The sequence below is a fragment of the Deinococcus aerolatus genome, assembly GCF_014647055.1.
Taxonomy (GTDB): Bacteria; Deinococcota; Deinococci; order Deinococcales; family Deinococcaceae; genus Deinococcus; species Deinococcus aerolatus.
In genome coordinates this window covers 20,933-42,412 of sequence record NZ_BMOL01000002.1, presented here as the reverse complement: position 1 = coordinate 42,412, position 21,480 = coordinate 20,933, and the positions used below count along the sequence as shown (strand labels likewise).

Below are 21,480 nucleotides of genomic sequence, written 5' to 3'. Positions count from 1 at the left end.
GGTCACGTCATCCGGACGGCCTTTCGTGCCGGGCCGACTGCGGCACGCCGGAAGAGACACGTCTACCGTGCAGAGGCTGGGCGCGGCGGGTCCACCTGCATGTCAGGATGAACGACCTTCAGCTCAGTGGTGACCAATGCGAGGACGAATCGTGACGCGAAGCGCCTGAACAGGCGGTCAACCCACCGCGCCCAGCCGAGGTCCATCCACTGTTTCAGAAAACAGGCTGGAGCAGACACAGACTGAAATGGCGCCCGCCCTAGCCGCTCCCGCCGGATTCAGACAACCGGGCCGCGTTGTAGGCCGCCGACCCGCCACGCGCGATGCTGAGGGTCTGCCAGGCCTGGCCGCGCAGGGTCCGGACCAGCAGGATCAGCTGGTAGACGTGTCCGCTGTAATGGGCTACCTGCCGTTGAATGGCCTCCAGCACGGTATGCACCTCGCCCCGGATGGTCAGCGGACGGGTCAGATCCTCGGGGGTCAGGTGGTCCAGCGCGTCCAGGAAGACCTGCCACCCGGCGTCCCACACGGCCCGCAGGGTGGCCGCGTCCAGCGTCCCCTCCTCGAACTCCGCGTCGCGGTTGCGGCCAGCGCTCTCGCCCTCCGCACCCGCGCAGTAGCCGCCACGTAGCGCCCCCCAGCGCGAGTGCATGTTGCCGGCCAGATGCGCGGCCAGCACGGCGGCAGAGTTGCCGTCAGGGGCCAGCGGCGTGTGCCACTCGCTGTCGCGGAGTTGCGCGAGGGCTGCCTCTCCCAGCGCCTTGACCCCACGCATCCGCCCGCGCACGTCCGACAGGTACAGCTCTGCCACCGTCATGGGGCTCACTGGACGCGTCTCAACGTCAGCGCGGAGCGGACGCCGTTGACGCGCAGGCTGCCCAAGAACCCGTCAGCCGTGATCCGCCCGCTCAGCAGGGCGTCGGCCTTGACGGACACCCCGCTGACGCCGAAGCCCAGGATGCCCGCGTTCAGCCGCGGAGCGCTGCCCGGCGAGACCTGCGCGGTCAGTTCCGCGCCGTCGCTGGCGGGCAGCAGCGTGCCTGTCGCCTCAAAGCGGTCCCCGCTGCTGAGGTTGGTCAGCGTGCCGCTCAGGGCGTGGCTCACCGGATTGACCGTGAAGGTCAGGCGGTACTGTTGCACCGTCAGCAACACCCGCGCCGAACCCTCCCACACCTGTACCGGCTGGGGCCTGGCGGCGGGCGCACAGGCGGCCAGAAGCAAAGCCACGGGCAGCAGCCGCTTCACGCCCCGGCCTCCCACGCCAGCCCCAGCCCCAGCAGGCGGTCATCGTCTCCGTGCTGCCCAACCAGTTGCACCCCGACAAAGGGTGTGGTTGTGGGCAGCGACACGGTGGGCGTGCCCAGCAGGCTGAACGGCGCCGTGAGACGCAGCACAGCGCGGCGCAGCGGCAGGGTCCCCTCCCCCACCTCCACGTCGTCCTGCCCGATCAGCGGGGGCGGGGTGGGCACAGCGGGGGCCAGCAGGACATCGAAGGCGGTGAACAGGCCGTTCAGCAGCCACGCATAGTCCTCACGGCGGTCAAAGGCCGCCTGCACCTCCCCGGCACCCAGGGCGGCCCCCTGGCGCAGGGCCGAGAGCGTGAACGGCTGGAAGCCGGGATCGGCCAGCCGCAGGGCCTGGGCATGAACGCGGGCCGCCTCGCTCAGGACAATGGGCGAATAGGCGTCCAGCATTTCAGGCAGATGGACGGGCGTGACGGTGGCCCCGCGCCGCTCCAGCCCGGCGGCGAAGGCCAGCGTCGCGTCCCGCACCGCACCATCGGTCCAGCCATCCGGCAGCCACAGGCCCACGCGCACGCCGGTCCAGTCCTGCGGCGCAATCGGGCGCCCGGTCAGCGCCTCCTGCACCCGCACCACCGTGCCCAGGTCACGCGCCAGCGGGCCGGCGTGGTCACAGGTCCACGACAGCGGCAAGACCCCCTGGGTGCTCCAGTCCGGGTGGCCCTTGCTGGGCTTGTAGCCGGCCACGCCGCACCACGCCGCCGGCACGCGAATGCTGCCGCCCGTGTCCGTCCCCAGCGCAAAGTCGGCCTGCCCCAGCGCCACGCTGACCGCCGCGCCGCTGCTGCTGCCGCCCGGCACGCGGTCCGGATCGTGCGGGTGCGTGGTGCTGCCGTAGCCGTTCATGCCGGTGATGCCCAGCGCAATCTCGTGCAGGTGGGTCTTGCCCACAGCCGACGCGCCCAGCCCCAGCAGCCGGCGCACCAGCACGCTCTCGCCCACGTCCGACACCGGGGCGCGGGTGCTGGCGGTCAGCGGCCAGCCGGGAACGCCGTACAGGTCCTTGACGCTGAAGGTCAGGCCCGACAGCGGCCCGCCAGCCGCGCCCGCCAGTGGCTGGGAAGGACGGTAGGCCCAGGCCCGCTGGGGGTCCGGAAACTCTGGAGAGATCGGCATGCGGACACAATAGAGCGCGGGAAGTTCAGACCCGCCGCATTCCAGCCAGAACCCGAAAGGCCTCCTCCCACACCCGCAGGAGGAGGCCAGGGAAAGAGGCCTCAGCCCAGGCGCCTGGCCGCCCTGTCCGACAGCACGTCCACCAGATGCGACCGGTACTCGGCGCTGGCGAAGCGGTCACCCAGCATGTCCGCGCCCTCGACCAGTCCGGTCCCGGCGTTCTGACCGGCATTCAGGCGCTCTTCAAGTGTGGGCAGCCGCGCCGCCTTTTCCGCCGCGCCGGTGTAGGCCGCGCGAATCTGGCCGTCCGCGTGACGGGCCATGGCTACCCCCACAATCGCGTAATGGCTGGCCGGATGCCGGTATTTCTCGTACACGCTGGCCGTGATGCCCCGGGGAATGCGGATGTGGGTCAGCAGTTCGCCGGGCTGCACCGCGCTCTCGAACATGCCCACGAACATCTCGTCGGCGCCCACGGTGCGCTCCCCGCCCATGCCGCGAATAACGAACTCCGCGCCCGTTGCCAGCGCTGCCGCCGGGTAATCCGCGCTGGGGTCAGCGTGGGCGAGTGAGCCGCCGATGGTGCCCCGGTTGCGGACCATCGGATCGCCCACCCAGCCCGCGACTTCAGGGAACAGGGGGAGCTTGCTGCGCAGCACGTCGGCGTGCGTGGTCATCGCGCCCACCACGTAGAAATCGCCGTCTTCTGAAATGCCTTTCAGCTCTTCCAGATTGAAGATGTCCAGCAGGGCGGGCGGCTGGGCCAGCCGCAGTTTCATGGCGGGCAGCAGCGAATGCCCCCCGGCGATGACCTTGAGGTCAGGGTTGTCGGCCATGGCTTTGAGGGCGTCATCGACGCTGGCGGCTTTCTGATAATCGAAATTGGCTGGATACATGTCTTGCCTCCGGGAAGATCGTGGGAGCTGGAACGTGAACCGTGGTCTTCTTGCGCCTACCGTCCAGGGTTCACGTTCTGGTTTCAGTCGTCTGCGGCCTGTCCCTGCGCTCCACGCGAATCCCGGATGGCATTCCAAACCTTCTCGGCGGTGTAGGGCATGTCCATGTGCTCAATGCCGCACTCGTGCCACAGCGCGTCTAGCACTGCGTTGGCGACGGCGGAGCTGCTGGCAATCGTGCCGGACTCGCCGATGCCCTTGACGCCCAGCGGGTTGTGCGGGCTGGGGGTCACGGTGTGGTCAATCTGGAACATCGGCAGATCGTCGGCGCGCGGCATGGTGTATTCCATGTAGGTGGCAGCCAGCAGGTTGCCTTCCTCGTCGTAGGCCCCTTCCTCCCACAGCGCCTGACCTGCGCCCTGGGCAATGCCGCCGTGCACCTGACCCTCGACGATCAGGGGATTGATCAGAGGCCCGCAGTCGTCCACGCAGCCGTAGTTGCGCAGATCCACCTTGCCGGTGTCGGTGTCAATTTCCACCACGGCAATGTGCGTGCCGAAGGGGTACACGAAGTTCTTGGGATCGTAGAAGGCGGTGGCCTCCAGCCCCGGCTCCATGCCGTCGGGCAGGCTGTGGGCCAGGTGGGCCATCAGCGCCACGTCGAAGAAGGTCTTGGACTGGTCCGGCGCGCCCTTGATGCGGAACACCCCGCCTTCGTGCTCCACGTCCTCCTCGGAAGCTTCCAGCAGGTGCGCGGCGATCTTCTTGGCCTTGGCGGTGATCTTCTGCAGCGCGACTTTAAGGGCGCTGCCGCCCACTGCCGCCGAGCGACTGCCGTAGGTGCCCCAGCCGTAGGGCATCCGGCCAGTATCGCCGTGGACGAGGTCAATGTCCTCTATGGGAATCTGCAGCTCATCGGCGGCGATCTGCGGGAAGGCCGTCTCGTGGCCCTGTCCGTGGCTGTGCGATCCGGTGAACAGTTCAACCTTGCCGGTGGGGTACACCCGCACCAGACTGCTTTCCCACTGCCCGGCCTGCGCGCCCAGTTGCCCCACCAGGGCCGACGGCGCGAGGCCGCAGGCTTCCACGTAGCTGATGACGCCCACGCCCAGAATCTTGTTCCCCCCCTTCATGCGGGCCTGCTCGGCACGCAGGTCCGGGTACTTCATCATGTTCAGGGCCATGTCCAGCGCCGGTTCATAGTCGCCGCTGTCGTAGACGAGGGCCACCGGGGTCTGGTACGGGAAGTCCTCGGGCTGGATGAAGTTCTTGCGGCGGAACTCGGCAGGGTCTTCCCCCAGCGCGTGGGCCATCGCGTCCACGGTGCGCTCGACGGCGTAGGTGGCCTCGGGGCGGCCCGCGCCGCGGTAGGCATCCACCGGCACCGTGTTGGTCATCACGCCCTGCACCTTCACGTGCACCGCCGGGAACTTGTACACGCCGTTGCACAGGGTGCCGTACAGGTAGGTGGGCACGGCCGGAGCAAACAGCGTCTGGTACGCGCCCAGGTTCGCCAGAGTGTTCACACGCAGGGCCAGCATCTTGCCGTTCTCGTCCACGGCCATCTCGGTCTCGGTCTCGTGGTCGCGGCCCTGCATGTCGCTGACGAAAGCCTCGCTCCGGCGCGCCGTCCACTTGACCGGGCGCCCCATCAGGCGGGCGGCCAGCAGCATGATCACCTCTTCCTGGTACTGGAAGATCTTGGAGCCAAAGCCCCCGCCCACGTCCGGGCTGATCACGCGCAGCTTGTGTTCGGGGATGTTCATGACGAACGCCGCCAGAATCAGGCGGTGAATGTGCGGGTTCTGCGAGGTGGTGTACAGCAGGTACTCGCCGCTGGAGGGCGTGAACTGCGCCAGCGAGGCCCGCGGCTCGATGGCGTTGGGGATCAGTCGCTGGTTCTTAAGCCTGACCTTGACTGTCTTGTGGGCCACGTTGAAGGCTTCCTGCACGGCCACCGGATCACCGATCTCCCAGTTGAAGGCCACGTTGCCCGGCACATCGTCGTGAACGACAGGCGCGCCCTCGGCCACTGCGGCCCCAGCAAAGGCCACCGAGGGCAGCGGCTCGTAATCCACTTCCAGCAGAGCGGCGGCGTCCTCGGCCAGCGCACGGTTCTCGGCCACCACGACGGCCACGATGTCGCCCACATGATTGGCCTCGGTCAGCGCAATCGCCGGGTGCGCGGGCGTCTTGAGTTCGGGCAGCAGCCAGCCCACCGGAATGCTGCCGATGCCCGCGTCGGCCACGTCCTGTCCGGTCAGCACCGCGACCACGCCGGGCATGCCCAGAACGCTGTCCTTGTTGATGCCGTTGATCTTCGCGTGCGGGTACGGGCTGCGGACCATCGCGGCGTGCAGCATGCCTGGAATCACGATGTCATCGGTGTAGTTGCCCGCGCCGGTGATGAAGCGCGGGTCCTCCTTGCGCTTGAGGGCCTGGCCGAAATACTTGTCTGTTCTGGATTCGTTGCCGGTCATCTTCTGTGCCTCCAGATAGGGAAGTGGCCCGTGGTGGACGATGAAAAGCGGCCTTCTCCTGCCCCCTTTTCATCATCCGCCAGCCTGTCAGTCGTCCGCGGCCTGTCCGCCCTGCTCTCCCCCGCCGGCCATGATCTCTGCCGCGTGCTGCACAGCCTTGACGATGTTGTGGTAGCCGGTGCAGCGGCAGTAGTTGCCTTCCAGGTGGTAGCGGATCTCTTCCTCGCTGGGATTGGGGTTGTGCTTCAGCAGTTCGGCGCTGGCCATAATCATGCCGGGGGTGCAGAAACCGCACTGCAGGCCGTGCTTTTCCCAGAATCCGGTCTGAAGCGGATGCAGGTTACCGGGCGTGCCCAGGCCCTCAATGGTCCCCACGTCCATGCCGTCGGCCTGCACCGCCAGCACCGTGCAGCTCTTGACCGCGTGGCCGTCGATGTGCACGGTGCAGGCCCCGCACTGGCTGGTGTCGCACCCGACGTGGGTGCCGGTCAGCAGCAGATCGTCGCGCAGAAAATGGACGAGGAGGGTTCGCGGTTCCACATCGCGGGTGTAGGGTTTGCCGTTGACGTTCACTGTCACGTTCATGGATGCCTCCTGTAACGGGGAGCCGGAACCGGGGCGCGCTGAATGCGGACTGCGCTGTGCCTTGCAGGTCCGCGTCTGCCTACACAGAAAAACGACGCGCGCCAGGCGCCGGCTGAGCAAAAACAGGGTGCGCCCGGAGGGCGTCCTGTCTGGATTGTCTGACCGCTCATATTCAAGCACACAACGGGACATGGGGGCTGTAGTCCAGGCTTCAACCCGCCTGCGGCGCAGAACCGCACCGGCAGGTTTCGCCCACCGGACTACACAACAGTTCCTGGAGGTACAGGTCAGCGCAAGCAACCGTGTACACTGGGACAAAGCTGGTATGCTGTCCAGTATTTCACTCGTGAATTCGTTCACAGGAGCATGACGATGAAAACCCTGATCCTCGGTGCCGGTTACGCAGGTCTGGCCGTGGCCACCAAAATGAAGCCCTTTCCCGGTCTGGAAACCCTGCTGGTTGAGCAGAACGCCTTCCACACCTTCGAAACCCGTTTGCACGAGGCCGCCGCGCACAACACCCGCGTGACGTTGCCGCTGGCCCCGCTGCTGCGCGGCACCGGCGTGGAACTGGAGCAGGCCAGCGTGGAGGGCGTCGATCTCGACGAGCGCGAGGTCACCCTCAAAGACGGGCGCGTGCTGACCTACGACACGCTGGTGGTGGGCCTGGGCAGCGTAACCAACTTCTACCGCATTCCGGGGCTGGCCGAGAATGCCACCGAGCTCAAGCAGCTCAGCGACGCCGATCAGATCTTTAACTTTGTCAACCGGGTCTACAGCGGCGAGTACCAGGGCAACCGCGACATCGTGGTGGGCGGCGCGGGCCTGACCGGCGTGGAACTGGTGACGGAACTCGCTCAGCGCGCCGAGATGCTCAGCAAGGCGCGCGGTCTGCCGCCCTTCAACATCTACCTCGTGGAGGCTGGGCCCAAGATCCTGCCGGTGCTGGACGACGCCCTGCGCAACAAGGCGCAGCGCACGCTGGAGGACTACGGCATTCACGTCATGACCGGCCACCGCCTGATGCAGGCCACCGCCGACAGCGTGACGGTGCAGACCGCCGACGGCGAGCAGAAGATCATCCCGGCCGGCAAGATCATCTGGACCGGCGGCATTCAGGCCCGTGACATCCTCAAGGGCAGCAAGCTGGAAAAGGGTCCCGGCGGACGCGTGGCCGTGGACGAGAAGCTGCGGGCCAAGGGTTACCCCGACGTTTTCGTGATCGGCGACATGGGCCTGGCGCTGAACCAGGAAGGCAAGCCGGTGCCCACCACCGCCCAGCACGCCGGGCAGCAGGGCCGATTGACCGGCAAGAACGTGATGCGGCTGGCGAAGGGCGAGGAAATCGAGAACTACGAGCCCACTACCCTGGGTGAATTCGTGTCGCTGGGCGGCCTGATGGCCGTGGGCTGGATGAAACTGCCGTGGAATCAGAAACTGGCCATCACCGGCGGCATCGCCCACGTCATGAAGCGCGCCTCCGAGTGGCGCTGGCGGGCCAGCATCGACTGAGCGGCCACAGGACAGGGGGGCTGGAGGCGTTGGCTTCCGGCCCCCTTTCATGTGATGTCAGGCTGTGGGGTGCCAGTCCCGGTGATGCCGCTCCGTCAGGCAGGGAAAGCCCAGGGCCCGGCCTCTGCCTGCCGGTCCACCTGCGCCGCATCGTGCCTGCGGACGGGCAGCGGAAAGTCTGCGGGTGCCAAGGGCAGACTCCACAACGGCTCCACCGCATGGGTACAGACCCAGTGCGGCTCCAGCACCCGGCCCAGGCCGGGCCAGTCGTAGGGCTGCATCTGCCTGAACCCTTCTATGGGCAGGACATATACAAAGCCGGGCGACAGCAGGTCACGCGTGTGGCCCCCATCATTGCGTCTGTTTCGAATCTCACGGCCATGTTCAGCATGCGCTGCACCTTCGCCAAATCCCGCAGCGCTTACATCATGGCCCATAACCCGTCCGAGGCGGCAATTACGCCGGTGCGCCTGCTGAAGTCAGCCGGACTGCGGTCAAGCGGCGTGCGCGCCTCGAAATGCGTGATGCCCTGCTGCTGCGAACCGTGCAGCAGGTGGCCCTGCCCGGCCACTGGAGAAACAGCCAAGGCGGCAGGCCCACCGGCAGCAAAGCCATGTCCCGCGCAGTCCAAGCAGCGGCGAATGCCGCCACGTCCCCATCGTGCAGGCCCTGCGCCGGGGCCTGCAGCATCCACGGGCGCGGGAGGTCGGGCCCGGCCTTCAGGCAGCCCGCTAGATTCGCTCTCCCACCGGGCGTGCCAGCTGCACCAGACGCTCGCCCAGCTCATGAGTGACGCCCTTGATGCCGCCCTGAGCCTCGATCGGCGGGCCGAAGCGCACAATCCAGCGCCGGCCCTCGCGGCAGATTCCGGCGGGCAAAATGGGGGCGCGGGCCTTGGCGGCGATCAGGGCCACACCCCCCTGCATGGCCGGTCCCCCACGGGTGCCCTGCGGAAAGATGCCCACCGTACCGTTGTTCTTCAGAATCCGCACGGCCATGCGGACCGCGCCCAGGTCATTGCCGGACCGCTCCACCGGAAAGCTGCCGCCGGTGCTGATGATCCACCCGATGACCGACACGAACAATTCCTTCTTGGCCATGAACTGCACGAAGCGCCCCGGCGGCAGGGCACGCGCCACCAGGAACGGATCGAGATTGGACCGGTGGTTGGAGGCGATGACCAGTGGGGTGCCGGGCGGCGGCACATGCTCACGCCCGTGCACTTCCAGGTGCGCGCCGCTCAGCACCACCGGCAGGTAGGTCAGGGCCACCACTGCGCGGTATACTCGCGGGTCTACCTGAGGCGGTCCGGCTTCCGCCGCTGCGGGCCTGGGCGCGTCGGCGCGGCGCGGGACGGGGCCGGAAGCATCGGGGGAAACGGCGTCGCTCATGAGGGCAGGATACGCCCCAGTCAAGGGGGCCGGCCCTTTACTTCTGCTGTCCCGGCTTTAGCCTTGGGGCATGAAGATCGCAGTGATGGGTGCGGCCGGCGGTGTGGGCCGCCGGGTGGTGGCGCAGGCCGTCCAGGCCGGACACAAGGTTTCGGCCCTGGTGCGCCGCGACGAGCAGGCCGATATGGTGTCGCTGTACGGGGCCAACCCCGTGATGGGTGACCTGGAAGGCGAGTGGCAGCGCGTGCTGGACGGCGCCGACGCGGTGGTCTGGGCGGCAGGGGCCGGGGCTGCCGGCAATTACGCGGCCATTGATGGCCAGGCCCTCAAGCGCGTGACCGACACTCTGGTGGAGCGCGGCCCAAAACGACTGGTGGTGGTCAGCAGCATGGGCGTGGACCGCCCGGAACAGATGCCGCCCTTCTTGCAGGACGTGCTGCGCGTCAAGGCCGACTCCGACGCCCATGTGCAGGCCAGCGGGCTGGACTGGACCGTTGTCCGGCCCGGCGGCCTGCTGGACGGGCCCGGCAGCGGCAAGGTGACGGTGGCCACCCACGCCCCTGGCGGCAGCATTCCGCGCGACGACGTGGCCGCCCTGGTGCTGGCTTGCCTCAATACTCCGTCCAGCGTGGGCAAGACCTTCGAGGCGGTGGCGGGGGACCAGGGCTCCTCCGAGGCGGTCCAGAGCCTGTAACCCCGGTGAGCGGGACTCGCTGTCAGCGGGATTCCGAGGCGGGCGACCCCGCCAGCCACCAGCGCAGGAAGGCCGGGAACCGTTCGGCCCACGCCGCCTCGTCGTGCCAGTGGTTTTCACCAATGGTGACGTGAACCTCGTGCACCCTGGGGCGCAGGCGCCCGGCCAGATCGTGGGTCAAGGCCACCATCTGCGCGGCCTCATTCACAGACTCGGCCTCATGGGTGCCCATGTCCAGCCAGACGTGGGCCTGGGGGGCCGCCCGCCCTTCCATCCAGCGCAGCAGTTCAAAATCGGCAGGGAAGATGGCAGGGCTGAACACGCCCAGCGTGCCGAATTCGGCGGGAGAGCGCAGGCCGCCGTACAGCGTGACCAGCCCGCCGAAGGATGAGCCGGCCAGGGCCGTCTGGGATGCCGCGCCAAAGCGCCCGGCCAGGGCCGGCTTCAACGTGGCCGCGATCCAGTCCAGATACTCGTCTGCGCCGGGATTGAAGTGGTTCAGCCCAAAGGGAAAGGGGACATAACGGCGGCTGCGCTCGTCGTTGACGCTCAGGGCGGCGATCAGGCAAGGGTGGCCCTGATCGGCCAGCGCCTGGGCAGCCGCAGCGACGTTCCAGCTCTCCCCGGCGAAGGTGGCCGCCTCGTCGAAAACGTTCTGGCCGTCGTGCAGGATCAGCAGGGGCAACGGCCCCGCAGACGCGCCGTCCGGCCACCATAGCCGGACCACCTGCTCGCCCCAGGGCGCCCCCAGCACGGTCTCCTCGCGCGGAGGAGCCGACGCGGAGGGCCGCCCTCTCCCCTGCTGGTCATCCTGCCAGCCTGGAAGGTCCAGCAGGACTTCCATGTCGCCGTGAACCACCGCCTTGTGGGCCGGTGCGCGGCCTCCCCAGCGGTCCCCCTCTTCGGTGACCTGCCCGTCCGGTCCCAGCACCCGGACCTTCACGCCCAGCAGGGTTCCGTCCGCAAGATGGGCGTCCAGAACCGCGCTGCGCCCCCGGCACTGGAAGGTCCAGCCCGTCGGATCACTGCTCCACCCCCGGTGGCCGCCGGTCAGAATGAGAAGGCCCGCCGGCGTGTTCGGCGGCAACTCGGGAATCACGAAACGGACGAGTGCCATGCCCCAGAGTAGGGGTTACAGGGACATACTGGCCAGGTGCCCCCGGTTCCGTTCGACAGTCCCACCCTGGCCCGCGTTAAGCCCCCGTAAGCTTGGGTGAGGTTGGTGTCAGCAGGGCGGGAGTACGCTGGAGGGGGAGAAAAAGGCAGGCCCACCCGCCTCCCCCCGAGGCCGCAATAGCATCAAAAAACACTTGCCTTGATTTCCTAAACTTGATATACTTGCACTCAAGTTTCCTACAGCTCAATCCCTGGAAACCTCCTCTTCCCACAGACCTGCAAGGGCCAAAGGAGTTCCGCCATGCCCACCGAAACCCTGAATCTCCCCAAAAATGTTCCCGTCTGCCCGGTTCGCGGCAGCGTGATCTATCCGACGATGGTGCAGCATATTGACGCCAGCCGCTCCATCTCGATCAACGCCATCGAAGCGGCCATGAACGCCGACAAGGTCATCCTGATTGTGTCCCAGAAGGATAAGGACGTGGACGATCCCAAGGGCGCGGACCTGTACGACGTGGGCACCGCCTGCAACGTGCTGCGCGTTCGCAAGAATCCCGACGGCACCGTGCAGATGCTGGTCAGCGCCGTGGCCCGCGTCAAGGTGAACCGGTACGAGGCAGGCGATCACCTGAGCGCCAGCATCAGCGAACTGCCGGTGCCCAGCGACGATCCGGTGGAACTGCAGGCGCTGACCCGTGAGCTGCGCGAACGCTTCGAGACCATTGCCGGCAACGGCAAGATCAGCAGTGAGAGTGTGCAGACCATCAACGGCAAGGATGACGTGGGCGAGATGGCCGACCACATCGCCTTCAACCTGGATTTCCGGCTGGAAGACAAGCAGGGGCTGCTGGAGGCCACCCGCCTGACCACCCGCATCCGCACGCTGCTGACGCTGCTGGACACCGAGCAGGAAGTGCAGGCGGTGCAGGCCAAGATCCGGGCACAGGTCAAGGACGAGATTGACAAGAACCAGCGCGAGTACTACCTGCGCGAGCAGATGAAGGTTATCCAGAAAGAGCTTCAGGGCGGTGAGGACGGCGAGGAAGGCGACGAGGCCGAGGTGTTCCGCACCAAGATCGACGCGCTGGACCTGAAGCCCGAGGTCAAGAAGGAGATCGACCGCGAGCTGAACCGCCTGGCCCGCATGCACCCCGACGCCGCCGAGGCCAGCGTGATCCGTACCTACCTGACCTGGGTCACGGAGCTGCCGTGGAACACCCGCAGCGAGGACCGCCTGGAGGTCGAGGAAGCCGCACAGGTGCTGGACGAGGACCACTACGGCCTGGAAAAGGTCAAGGACCGCGTGCTGGAGTTCCTGGCCGTGCGCCGCCTGCGTAAGGAGCGGGCCGAGCGCGGCGAGTTGAGCGCCGAGGACGTGAACAAGGGGCCGATTCTGGTGTTCACCGGACCTCCCGGCGTGGGCAAGACCAGCATCGCGCAGAGCATTGCCAAGGCGCTGGGCCGCCAGTACGTGCGGATCGCCCTGGGCGGCGCACGCGATGAGTCCGACATTCGCGGCCACCGCCGCACCTACATCGGCGCGATGCCGGGCCGCCTGATCCAGGGCCTGCGCACCGCCGGAACCAAGAATCCTGTGATCCTGCTGGACGAGGTGGACAAGCTGGGCAGCTCCTACCAGGGCGACCCCAGTGCGGCGCTGCTGGAGGTGCTGGACCCGGCGCAGAACCAGAACTTCACCGATCACTACCTGGGCGTGGCCTTTGACCTGAGCGAGGTGATGTTCATCGCCACCGCCAACTACCCCGAACAGATTCCCGCCGCGCTGATGGACCGCATGGAAGTGATCGACTTTTCCAGTTACATCGAGCAGGAGAAGCTGGAGATCGCCAAGCGCTACCTGATGCCGCGCCAGCTGACGCAAAACGGTCTGAAGTCCAACCAGATCTCGTTTACCGACGCGGCGCTGGAAAAGCTGATCAGCCACTACACCCGCGAGGCCGGGGTGCGCAACTTGGAGCGCGAGATCGGCACGGTGGCCCGCAAGGTGGCCCGCCGCATCGCCACCGGCGACGTCAAGCGCGTCAAGGTGACCGACAAGGAGCTGGAGCGCTACCTGGGCCAGCCGCGCCACACCCCCGAGACCGAGAACCGCGAGGACATGGTGGGCGTGTCCACCGGGATGTTCTATACCCCCGTGGGCGGTGACATCCTGTTCGTGGAAACCTCGATCATGCCTGGCAAGGGCCTGGTCCTGACCGGACAGCTCGGCGACGTGATGAAGGAGTCGGCCCGCGCCGCCCTGACCTACATCAAGAGCAACGCCGAACGCTTCCACATCGACCGCGCCCGCATCGACGACAGCGAGATTCACGTCCACGTTCCGGCCGGGGCGATTCCCAAGGAAGGCCCCAGCGCAGGCGGCGCGATGGTCACCAGCCTGATCAGTGCCCTGACCGGCATCCCCGCCCGCCACGACGTCGCTATGACCGGCGAGATGACCCTGACGGGGCGCTACCTGCCCATCGGCGGCCTGAAAGAGAAGGTGCTGGGCGCGCGCCGTGCGGGCATCAAGCACATCATCATGCCCAAGGCCAACGAGCCGGACCTGCGTGACATCCCGGTGCACCTGCGTTCCTCGGTGCGCTTCCATCCCTGTGAGACGGTGGACCAGGTGCTGGACGTGGCCCTGGTGGGCGGCCTGAAGGCCCTGGAGACCCCACGCGGCGGCGAGGCGGCCACCCCCACCAAACGCCGCCCGGCGCGGCGCGGCGCGGGCGCGAGCGCCTGAATCCTCCCCCCCCACACCATCTCCCGGCCCCCTGCCCACGCGGGGGCTTTTTCGTGCTGTGGTTTTACGGCGACCAGACGCGGCAGTCAGAAACCGCCGCGTGTACCCGGCAGCCGCCCGCTATCCTGTACGGCGATGAGTGGGCCTCTGACTTTTCTGGTTGCCAGTCCTCACCTGCACGGCGAGGTGTTTGGCGGGACCGTCATTCTGCTGCTGGAGCACGACGCGAAAGGCGCGATGGGGCTGATCGTCAACGCACCGACGCCCCAGCCGGTGTCAGAGCTGATGGCCGGGGCCGAGGGCCAGAATGTGCCCGCGTGGCTGGGCGGCCCGGTGGACCCCACCCTGGGCTGGTGCCTGTATCCGGACCCGCTGGAACTGGACGGCGAGATCCGGCTGGTGCCGGGCCTGAACGTGTCCAGTAGCCTGGAGGTGCTGCACGCCGTGATGGAAAGCGGACAGCCGTACATGCTGGTCCTGGGCTACGCGGGCTGGAGCGCCGGGCAACTGACTGAGGAGGCGCGGGCCGGGGCCTGGGTCTGGGTCGAGCAAGACACCCCGGACCTGCTGTGGAAGGTGCCCCCCACCGACCGCTGGGGCGAGGCGCTGCGGCGGCTGGGCGTGATTCCCAGCACCATCATGCCCGGCGGGGCGCAGGCCTGATCCGGGGCTGGCGGGGCTTCATCCCGTCCATCTTGCAACCGGCAGCAAGTGTCGGACGAAACAGCACCGCGCCCACCTCTGTATTGGAGGCGGGCGCGGTGCTGAAACGGCTCTTCAGTCCATTGCCAGGGCCAGATCGTTCTGCTGAACGCTGGCCCCGATGCCGCGCAGCCGCTCGGCCAGACGCTCGTAGCCGCGGTTCAGGTACTGCACGCCGTCAATGACGGTCTCGCCCTCGGTTGTCAGGGCAGCGATGAATAGGGCGGCCCCGGCGCGCAGGTCGGCGGCCTTGACGGGGGCCGCATGCAGCCTGGTGCCCTGGATCACCTGGGTGTAGCCGCTGACGGTGATGTTCGCGCCCATGCGGTGCAATTCAGCCACGTGGGTCAGGCGGTCCGGGTATACCGGGTCCTGCACGACGCTGGTGCCAGGCACGGTGGCCAGCAGGGTGCTCATCTGCGGTTGCAGGTCGGTGGGAAAGCCGGGGAAGCTCTGGGTGGTCACGTTCACCGGTTTCAACTCGCCTGCCGTGGCGTCCACCAGCAGGGTGCTGCCGTCCTCGGTCACCGACACCCCCATCTCCTGCAACTTGGCCGTCACGGCGCGAAGGTGATCGGGACGCACGTTGCGGATTCTCAGGCGGCTGCGGGTGGCGGCAGCCAGCATCATGAAGGTGCCGGCCTCGATGCGGTCCGGAATCACCGTGTAGGCCCCGCCGCGCAGGGCCGACACGCCGCGCACCGTGATAATGTTGGTCCCCGCGCCGGTGATGTCGGCCCCCAGCGAGTTCAGGAACTCCACCATGTCCACCACGTCGGTGTCGATGCTTGCATTTTCCAGCACCACCACGCCGTCACCCAGCACGGCGGCCAGGATGGCGTTGTGGGTGCCGCCCACGGTCAGCAGTTCGAAGACAAAATGCCCGTTCAGGCTGCCCTCGCGCCGGGCGTCGAAGTTGCCGCCGTCCTCGGTCATGGTCACGCCCAGCGCCCGGAACGCCTTGACGTGCTGGTCTACCGGGCGCGGCCCCCACGCGCAACCGCCGGGCATGCTGACGGTGGCCTGTCCGGCGCGGGCCAGGATCGCGCCCATCACGATAAAGCTGGCGCGCATCTTGCTGACCAGCGCGTAGGGCGCGTCGGTGTTGATGATTTCCGGGGTGTGCAATTCCAGGCTGTTGTCTCCCACCCACTTGTGCTGCGTGCCCAGGTGCGCCATCAGGTCGAGGATGATGTAGACGTCGCTCAGGCGCGGGATGCCGTGCAACGTTACCGGCTCGCGGCTGAGGAGCGTGGCGACAATGACCGGCAGGGCAGCATTCTTGCTGTGCTGGACGGTAATTTCGCCGCCGAGCGCGCGGCCACCCTTGATGTGCAGTGGGGTTAGTTGCATGGGATTCAATCCTCTTGGAAGCGGGTGGAGTGGGTCAGCTGAAAACAAACCAGGACAGTCTAGACGGTTGGAGAAAGTTCGCCAAATCGGCGTTTACAGGTGCATGTTACACATGATGCTCACTGTACGTCTACTCTCCAGGGGCCCTTCACTGTCGTGAATACGGCAACCATGCACCCCATGAGCACGATATTGAGGTGAGTGCCGCTGCATGCTACGCTCGGCTTACGGTTCGCCGCAGCCCACCCGGCCACGCTTCACGGCCATTCCCGCGCGGCCCGCACCAGGAGAGGTATGCCCAAAAAGGAACGCAAGCGCCTGCAGGTGGTGATCAGCGACGAGCAGGACGCCCTGCTGACGCGCACCGCCTACGAGCTGTCCAGTCCGGAACGCCTGATCAGCAAGAGCGAGGTTGTCCGGCTGGCGATTGAGAAGATTGCCCGCGAACTGGGCGAGGGGCAGGCCACCGGCCACATCGAGGAGTACCGGGCCATCCTGGGCCACGAGGGGGCCGGCGACGAGGACTGAGCTGGCCGGGTCAGCACCGCGAGGCGTGGAGGACAGGGTTCCCCGCGCCTTTTCTGATGCCGGCATGTCAGGTGGGAAGGCCGCCTCCGCGTGAGCGACGTCCCCCACTCCCGTGCGTGGTACGCCCGACTGGCCCGCGAGCTGGGCGGCTTCCGTCACCCGTGGACCCGCACACTGGACGGCCCGGACCCGGAACTGGCCTTCGGCGCCCTGCTGGCTGGACACCTGACCCCACACACCCGCGTGCTGGAGGCCGGCTGCGGCCACGGCCCCGACGCCGCCCGCTTTGGCCGCCAGTGTGCCCGCTGGGTGGCCTACGACTGGCTGCCGGAACTGCTGGAGCAGGCCCGCAGCAACGCCCCACACGCCGAGTTTCATCTGTGGGACGGCAAGGGGGAGGTGCCCATGGGGTTGCGCGGCCCCTTCGATCTGATTGTGTCGCGCCGGGGGCCGACTTCAGTGATTCGTCACCTGCCTGCTGTCGCTGCGCCAGACGCCCGGTTCCTGTACGTGGGGCCACGGCTGGACATGCCGCAAGTGCCAGAGCGACTCGCGGCGGTGGGCTGGGCCATCCTGGCCGAGTGGCGTGTATCGGTGCGGGCCAGGATTCCAACGTGGGCCGACTGGCAGACCCGCTGCGAATGGATGGGCGAGACGGCCAGCCGCGAGGACTGGGACGCGCACGCCGGGGCGCGGGGCCGGCCCTACCACGAGGAGCGCTACATGGTGCTGGCAGGCCAGACTTGAGCGTCGAGCGGCCCTGGCCTCAGCCTCCGTCCTGGCCGTCATAACGCGCGCCGCTGAAGTACAGGCCGTGGGCCGGAACATTCGCGCCCGCCTGCGACCGCTGGCGCGAGGCCAGGATGTCTGTTACCGCCCCCACCTCCAGCCGCCCCGCACCGACCAGCAGCAGCGTACCGACCAGTCCGCGCACCATGTGCCGCAGGAAGCTCTCGCCCGCGACGTGGACTTCCCACAGGTCACCGCCCGGCACGACGGCCAGTCTTCGCAGTTCACGCACGGTCTGGCGGTCTTCCTGGGTGGCAAAGGCGGCGAAGTCATGGGTGCCGGTCAGGCGGGCGGCAGCGGCGTTCATGCCCCCGACGTCCAGCGGTGCGGACACGTGCAGGGCGCGTCCGGCCCACAGCGGGTGGCGCTGCGGCGCCCGCAACAGCCGGTACACGTAACGGCGCTCGGTGCAGGAAAAGCGTGCGTGGAAGCCGGGCGGGGCCGCTTCCACGTCCAGCACGGCCAGCGTGGATGGCAGGTGGGCATTCAGCGCCCGCGCCAGCCGGGGCAGGGGCAGCTGGAACCCGGCAGGCACGTCGACATGCACCGGCATGGCCTCGGCGTGGACGCCCGCATCGGTGCGCCCGGCAGCAACAGGGCGGAACACACCGGGTGTCAGGCGCAGGAAGGCCTCCTGCAGGACGTCCTGGACGCTGGGCACGCTGGGCTGGGACTGCCAGCCGGCATACGCGGCCCCGTCCCAGGCCACGGTCAGCCGCAACCGGGCGTGGCCTTCCGGGGGGACGTAACGGGGGCGGGGCTCGGTCATGGCACGCAGGGTAACGCCGGGCGCCGCGGCCCCCGCCGGGGTCTCACGAAACCCCCGCGCCAGAAGGTATGCTTTCTGGCGTGAAGAACGTCCTGTGCGCTGCCCTGTGCGGCCTGATGCTGGCCGGCTGGGCGGGGGCCGCCACCTCCTACCGGGTCAAGCCCGGCGACACCCTGAGCGAGATCTCGGCCAGGGCCGGCCTGAGCGTCAGCCAGCTGCAGGCGGCCAATCCCCGTCTGCGAGGCAAGACCACCGTGCAGGCGGGCTGGGTGCTGACCCTGCCGGCCAGCCCCGGTGCGGCCACCCAGTACCGGGTGCGCTCCGGCGACAACCTGACCGTGATCGCCAGACGCCACAATGTGTCGCTGTCCCGTTTGCTTCAGGCCAACCCCCAGTACGCGGGCAGCAAGCCCATTCAGGTTGGTGCGGTGGTCCGGATTCCGCCGCGCGCCGCGTCAGCCAGTTCGCCGCGCACCCCCGCCGCCGCCGTGCGTGCGGCCAGTACCTCGGGCCGTGGGAGCAGCTGGCTGTGGCCGTTGAGCAGTCACCAAACGGTCAGCAGCGGCTTCGGCGAACGGACGCTGGAGGGTGCAGGTGAGATGCACTATGGCCTGGACATCGTCGCCCCCGTGGGAACCGTGGTCCGGGCGGCCAGAAGCGGGCGGGTGCTGGAGTCGCGCCCCGATTTCGAACGCGGCTGGGGCTGGACCGTGGTGCTGGAACATCCGGACGGCTGGATCACCCGCTACGCCCACATGAGCGCCAACCTGATCAAGAAGGGGGAACTGGTCCAGCGGGGGCAGGCCATCGGACGGGTGGGCAACACCGGCCGCAGCACCGGGCCGCACCTGCATTTCGGCACCTACCTGCGCTGGGACCCGCGCGATCCCATGGGCCTGTTCTGAGGAGTGGAATGAAACTGGTGCATTACGCCGAGGCGCGTGGCGACGACGCACACGCCCGGCTGCGCGCCTTTCTGGAGACCCTGCCCGCCCATCCCGGCTTTGTGAACGCGGAGTTGCTGGGCAGCCCCGATCAGCCGGGCCTGTATCTGGTGGCGAGCCGCTGGGCCGGAGCCGTGCCCACTCTGAACATCCCCGCCGGAGCAAGAGCCTGGAGCTTCGAGGTGCTGGCCGAAGTTTAGTCTCGCAAACAATGCCCTGGTTCGTACGCGCCCGCGACCTTAGAAAGCGAGGGCGTGGCCACCAGAACTCGTGCAGGCGACAGACAGTGGGCGACGCGCCGTGCTGGTCTATCACCCACACTCGGGGAACTTACGCCACCCGGCCCAGACCGGAGTCTCTGCCGCCCAGCTTGAGACCCAATCTCCCTAGACCTCCGGCAGGTACCCGCCCACCTGATCCATCAGGTCACGGGCTGTCAGGTCCAGACGCACCGGGGTCACGCTGATCAGGCCGCGCTGCACCGCGCCGTAGTCGGTGCCCTCGTCATGTGCGTCATCGGCGCGGCTGACCCCGGCCACCCAGTGGTAATCGCGGCCCTCCGGGTCCTGGCGGGTGACCACGCTGTCCTCCCAGCGGTGGTGGCCCACGGCGGTCACGCGCACGCCCCCGGCCACGCGGCTGGGAAAGTTGACGTTCAGCAGGGTGCGCGGCGGCAGGCCGTGCTGCAGCACCTGCCGGGCCAGCCGCGCGGCGTAGGCTGCCCCGGCACTGAAGTCGTACTCGCCGTCCGGCCCGCTCTGCTGGCTGAAAGCGATGCTCGGCAGCCCCAGCGACAGGCCCTCAATGGCCGCTGCCACGGTGCCGGAATGCGTCAGGTCATCCCCCAGGTTGGGGCCGAGGTTGATGCCGCTGACCACCAGATCCGGCCGTCCCAGCAGATGCACCCCCAGCACCACGCAGTCGGCGGGCGTACCGTCCACCCGGTAGGCGGGCACGTCGCCGAAGCCCGCCGAAGCCGTGTGCTTGAACCGCAGCGGACGCCGAATGGTGATGCCGTGGCCCACAGCCGATTGCTCCACATCGGGCGCCACCACCGTCACATCTGCGAATTCGGCCATGGCGAGGCCCAGCGCCTTGATGCCCGGAGAGAAAATGCCGTCGTCGTTCGACACCAGAATGCGGGGGCGGGCGGCTGAAGGTTGACTCATGTCCAGCAGGCTAGCGCGGCGGCGCCTGACGGGGAGTTGATGTTGAAGGCAGCAGGCCCGGCCCACCGCCACCTGACCGCCCTGGTGTTCCACCTGCCTGTGCGTAGGCAGGATCGGGGCCAGCCAGACAGCGAACGCCCCCGCGCCCATCAGTGCGGGGGCGTGGACCAATCGGGTGGGCCTACTTGCCCTGCTGGGCCAGCCTCAGGTAGTACGCGCTGGACTTGTCGCCAGGGTCCAGCGCCACGGCGCGGCCATACGCCTCGGCGGCCCCGGCGTAATTCTTCGCCTCGTAGCGGGTGCGGCCCAGCCACGCCCAGGCCTTGGCGTAGGCCGGGTTCTGGACAGTGGCCTGCTGAAAGCCGCTTTCCGCCGCTACCTTGTCTCCAGCTGTGTACCTGCCGTAAGCGGCGCGGAAGGTCCGCACGGCGTCCAGCCCAAACTGCGCGCCCTCCTGCGCCAGCGCGAGATTGAATCTGTCGGTGGCGTCGGCTGTGGGCAGGGCGATGGCCCCCTGGTACGCCTCCAGCGCGGCCTGGGCATTGCCCATGTCCAGCGCCAGTCGCCCGGCCTGACGCCACGCCTCGGCGAAATTGGGGGCGCTGCGGGCGGCGGCCTGGAAGCCTTCCAGCGCCCTGTCCTTGCGCCCGGCGTCCAGCTCGGCGTAAGCGCGGCTGAATGCCCCGGTGGCGGCGGGACCGTAGTCGGCGGCCTTCTGGGCCAGCCCCCGGAAATAGGCCAGGGTCTTGTCGGCAGGCGTCAGGGCGACGGCCTGGGCATACAGCGTCTGGGCACGGGCGTAGTCACCGCCTTCCAGCGCGGTGCGGGCGGCCCAGCCCGCGCACTGGGCGCTCTGGGGATCAAACTTCAGGCACTCCGCGAAGTAGCGGGCCGCCAGATCCGGCTGGTTGCGGACATACGCCGAATACCCCAGGTTGTACTGCGCCTGTCCGGCCTGCTGGGCCTCACGGCTGCCGGGAACGGCGGGCACCGCCTTGAAATACGCCGCCCAGCCCACCTCGGCCTGGCGCCAGAACCCGACTTCGGTGTAGATCTGGGCGCGCAGTTTCAGGTACCCGGCGTTGTCTGGCTCGGCCAGCACGGCAGCCTCGGCGGCGGAGGCAGCCTGGGTCCACAGCGCCTGATCGATGTTCGCGCTGCCTTTCGGATACGTGCTGCGGGCCTCCTCGGCAAACTTCTGGGCCGCAGCGGCCGCGTCCGCCGCGCTCGCGTAGGTCACGGTCTGGGGCACAAAGGCCGGCTGACCGCTGGGCTGCGGCGCAGGTGCGGCAGTGTCCTGTGCCAGGGCGGGCGCGGCACTCAGTCCCAGGACCAGCAGGGCCTGGGCCAGGGTCATGGACGGACGACGTTTGAGGATGGACATGT

The 21,480-nt window shown here is 68.0% G+C and carries 22 protein-coding genes; 8 read left to right on the top strand and 14 right to left on the bottom strand.

The genetic code is table 11. The features are described 5' to 3' along the window. Nucleotides 1-259: 259 nt before the first annotated feature. From IEY31_RS03035 to IEY31_RS03010, 6 genes are all read right to left on the bottom strand, one after another. The gene (locus IEY31_RS03035) at nt 260-817 is read right to left on the bottom strand and encodes a DUF1572 family protein (RefSeq protein ID WP_188968934.1); all 558 of its coding nucleotides are present in this window, start codon (nt 815-817) and stop codon (nt 260-262) included. 5 nt (nt 818-822) lie between these two features. After that, nucleotides 823-1,245 (bottom strand): hypothetical protein, encoded by a 423-nt coding sequence (locus tag IEY31_RS03030; protein WP_229723280.1) that lies wholly within the window; start codon nt 1,243-1,245, stop codon nt 823-825. After that, complete coding sequence (locus tag IEY31_RS03025) at nt 1,242-2,417, bottom strand: amidase (protein ID WP_188968932.1); 1,176 nt, start codon at nt 2,415-2,417, stop codon at nt 1,242-1,244. Before IEY31_RS03025 ends, IEY31_RS03030 begins: the two co-directional genes overlap by 4 nt. Before the next feature lie 101 nt (nt 2,418-2,518). Next, nucleotides 2,519-3,313 (bottom strand): FAD binding domain-containing protein, encoded by a 795-nt coding sequence (locus IEY31_RS03020; protein ID WP_188968930.1) that lies wholly within the window; start codon nt 3,311-3,313, stop codon nt 2,519-2,521. An 83-nt stretch (nt 3,314-3,396) separates the two neighbouring features. Beyond that, nucleotides 3,397-5,793: a xanthine dehydrogenase family protein molybdopterin-binding subunit gene (locus IEY31_RS03015; RefSeq protein WP_188968928.1), complete on the bottom strand. Its 2,397-nt coding sequence runs from the start codon at nt 5,791-5,793 to the stop codon at nt 3,397-3,399. 87 nt (nt 5,794-5,880) lie between these two features. Next, nucleotides 5,881-6,378 carry a (2Fe-2S)-binding protein gene (locus IEY31_RS03010; protein WP_188968926.1) on the bottom strand — a complete coding sequence of 166 codons (498 nt, stop codon included), beginning with the start codon at nt 6,376-6,378 and terminating at the stop codon, nt 5,881-5,883. 372 nt (nt 6,379-6,750) lie between these two features. Here IEY31_RS03010 and IEY31_RS03005 point away from each other — a divergent pair, with 372 nt between their 5' ends. Further along, complete coding sequence (locus IEY31_RS03005) at nt 6,751-7,890, top strand: NAD(P)/FAD-dependent oxidoreductase (protein ID WP_188968924.1); 1,140 nt, start codon at nt 6,751-6,753, stop codon at nt 7,888-7,890. A gap of 95 nt (nt 7,891-7,985) precedes the next feature. Here the strand turns inward: IEY31_RS03005 and IEY31_RS03000 are convergent, their stop codons facing one another. The 3 genes from IEY31_RS03000 to IEY31_RS02990 all read right to left on the bottom strand — a co-directional run bounded on the left by IEY31_RS03000 (nt 7,986) and on the right by IEY31_RS02990 (nt 9,281). Beyond that, complete coding sequence (locus IEY31_RS03000; RefSeq protein ID WP_188968922.1) at nt 7,986-8,171, bottom strand: hypothetical protein; 186 nt, start codon at nt 8,169-8,171, stop codon at nt 7,986-7,988. A gap of 140 nt (nt 8,172-8,311) precedes the next feature. Further along, entirely contained in the window at nt 8,312-8,476 is a 165-nt protein-coding gene (locus IEY31_RS02995; protein WP_188968921.1) for a hypothetical protein, read from the bottom strand. Nucleotides 8,477-8,621: 145 nt separating this feature from the next. Next, nucleotides 8,622-9,281: a lysophospholipid acyltransferase family protein gene (locus IEY31_RS02990; RefSeq protein ID WP_188968920.1), complete on the bottom strand. Its 660-nt coding sequence runs from the start codon at nt 9,279-9,281 to the stop codon at nt 8,622-8,624. Between the two features lie 70 nt (nt 9,282-9,351). On the opposite strand from IEY31_RS02990, the gene IEY31_RS02985 reads away from it, so the two are divergent. Continuing rightward, complete coding sequence (locus IEY31_RS02985) at nt 9,352-9,975, top strand: SDR family oxidoreductase (RefSeq protein WP_188968919.1); 624 nt, start codon at nt 9,352-9,354, stop codon at nt 9,973-9,975. Between the two features lie 22 nt (nt 9,976-9,997). On the opposite strand, the gene IEY31_RS02980 is transcribed toward IEY31_RS02985, so the two are convergent. Next, nucleotides 9,998-11,092, bottom strand: coding sequence for an alpha/beta hydrolase (locus tag IEY31_RS02980; protein WP_188968918.1), 1,095 nt, complete (start codon nt 11,090-11,092; stop codon nt 9,998-10,000). A 300-nt stretch (nt 11,093-11,392) separates the two neighbouring features. Here IEY31_RS02980 and lon point away from each other — a divergent pair, with 300 nt between their 5' ends. Further along, nucleotides 11,393-13,840, top strand: coding sequence for an endopeptidase La (lon, locus tag IEY31_RS02975; protein ID WP_188968917.1), 2,448 nt, complete (start codon nt 11,393-11,395; stop codon nt 13,838-13,840). Nucleotides 13,841-13,975: 135 nt separating this feature from the next. Next, nucleotides 13,976-14,503 (top strand): YqgE/AlgH family protein, encoded by a 528-nt coding sequence (locus IEY31_RS02970; RefSeq protein WP_188968916.1) that lies wholly within the window; start codon nt 13,976-13,978, stop codon nt 14,501-14,503. A 114-nt stretch (nt 14,504-14,617) separates the two neighbouring features. Here IEY31_RS02970 and murA read toward each other — a convergent pair whose 3' ends face one another. Continuing rightward, entirely contained in the window at nt 14,618-15,895 is a 1,278-nt protein-coding gene (gene murA, locus IEY31_RS02965; protein ID WP_188968914.1) for a UDP-N-acetylglucosamine 1-carboxyvinyltransferase, read from the bottom strand. A 294-nt stretch (nt 15,896-16,189) separates the two neighbouring features. Between murA and IEY31_RS02960 the strand changes: the two genes are divergently transcribed. After that, nucleotides 16,190-16,423 (top strand): transcriptional regulator, encoded by a 234-nt coding sequence (locus IEY31_RS02960; RefSeq protein ID WP_188968912.1) that lies wholly within the window; start codon nt 16,190-16,192, stop codon nt 16,421-16,423. Between the two features lie 90 nt (nt 16,424-16,513). After that, complete coding sequence (locus IEY31_RS02955) at nt 16,514-17,170, top strand: class I SAM-dependent methyltransferase (protein ID WP_188968910.1); 657 nt, start codon at nt 16,514-16,516, stop codon at nt 17,168-17,170. A 19-nt stretch (nt 17,171-17,189) separates the two neighbouring features. Here the strand turns inward: IEY31_RS02955 and truA are convergent, their stop codons facing one another. Further along, nucleotides 17,190-17,981 (bottom strand): tRNA pseudouridine(38-40) synthase TruA, encoded by a 792-nt coding sequence (truA, locus tag IEY31_RS02950; protein ID WP_188968908.1) that lies wholly within the window; start codon nt 17,979-17,981, stop codon nt 17,190-17,192. A gap of 80 nt (nt 17,982-18,061) precedes the next feature. Between truA and IEY31_RS02945 the strand changes: the two genes are divergently transcribed. Continuing rightward, nucleotides 18,062-18,886, top strand: a complete 825-nt coding sequence (locus IEY31_RS02945; RefSeq protein WP_229723279.1) for a M23 family metallopeptidase — start codon at nt 18,062-18,064, stop codon at nt 18,884-18,886. 8 nt (nt 18,887-18,894) lie between these two features. Further along, complete coding sequence (locus IEY31_RS02940) at nt 18,895-19,125, top strand: antibiotic biosynthesis monooxygenase family protein (RefSeq protein ID WP_188968904.1); 231 nt, start codon at nt 18,895-18,897, stop codon at nt 19,123-19,125. A gap of 186 nt (nt 19,126-19,311) precedes the next feature. Here the strand turns inward: IEY31_RS02940 and surE are convergent, their stop codons facing one another. Beyond that, a complete protein-coding gene (gene surE, locus IEY31_RS02935) occupies nt 19,312-20,094 on the bottom strand; it encodes a 5'/3'-nucleotidase SurE (protein WP_188968902.1) in 783 nt (260 codons plus the stop codon). Nucleotides 20,095-20,275: 181 nt separating this feature from the next. After that, the gene (locus IEY31_RS02930; protein ID WP_188968900.1) at nt 20,276-21,478 is read right to left on the bottom strand and encodes a tetratricopeptide repeat protein; all 1,203 of its coding nucleotides are present in this window, start codon (nt 21,476-21,478) and stop codon (nt 20,276-20,278) included. Nucleotides 21,479-21,480: the final 2 nt, after the last annotated feature.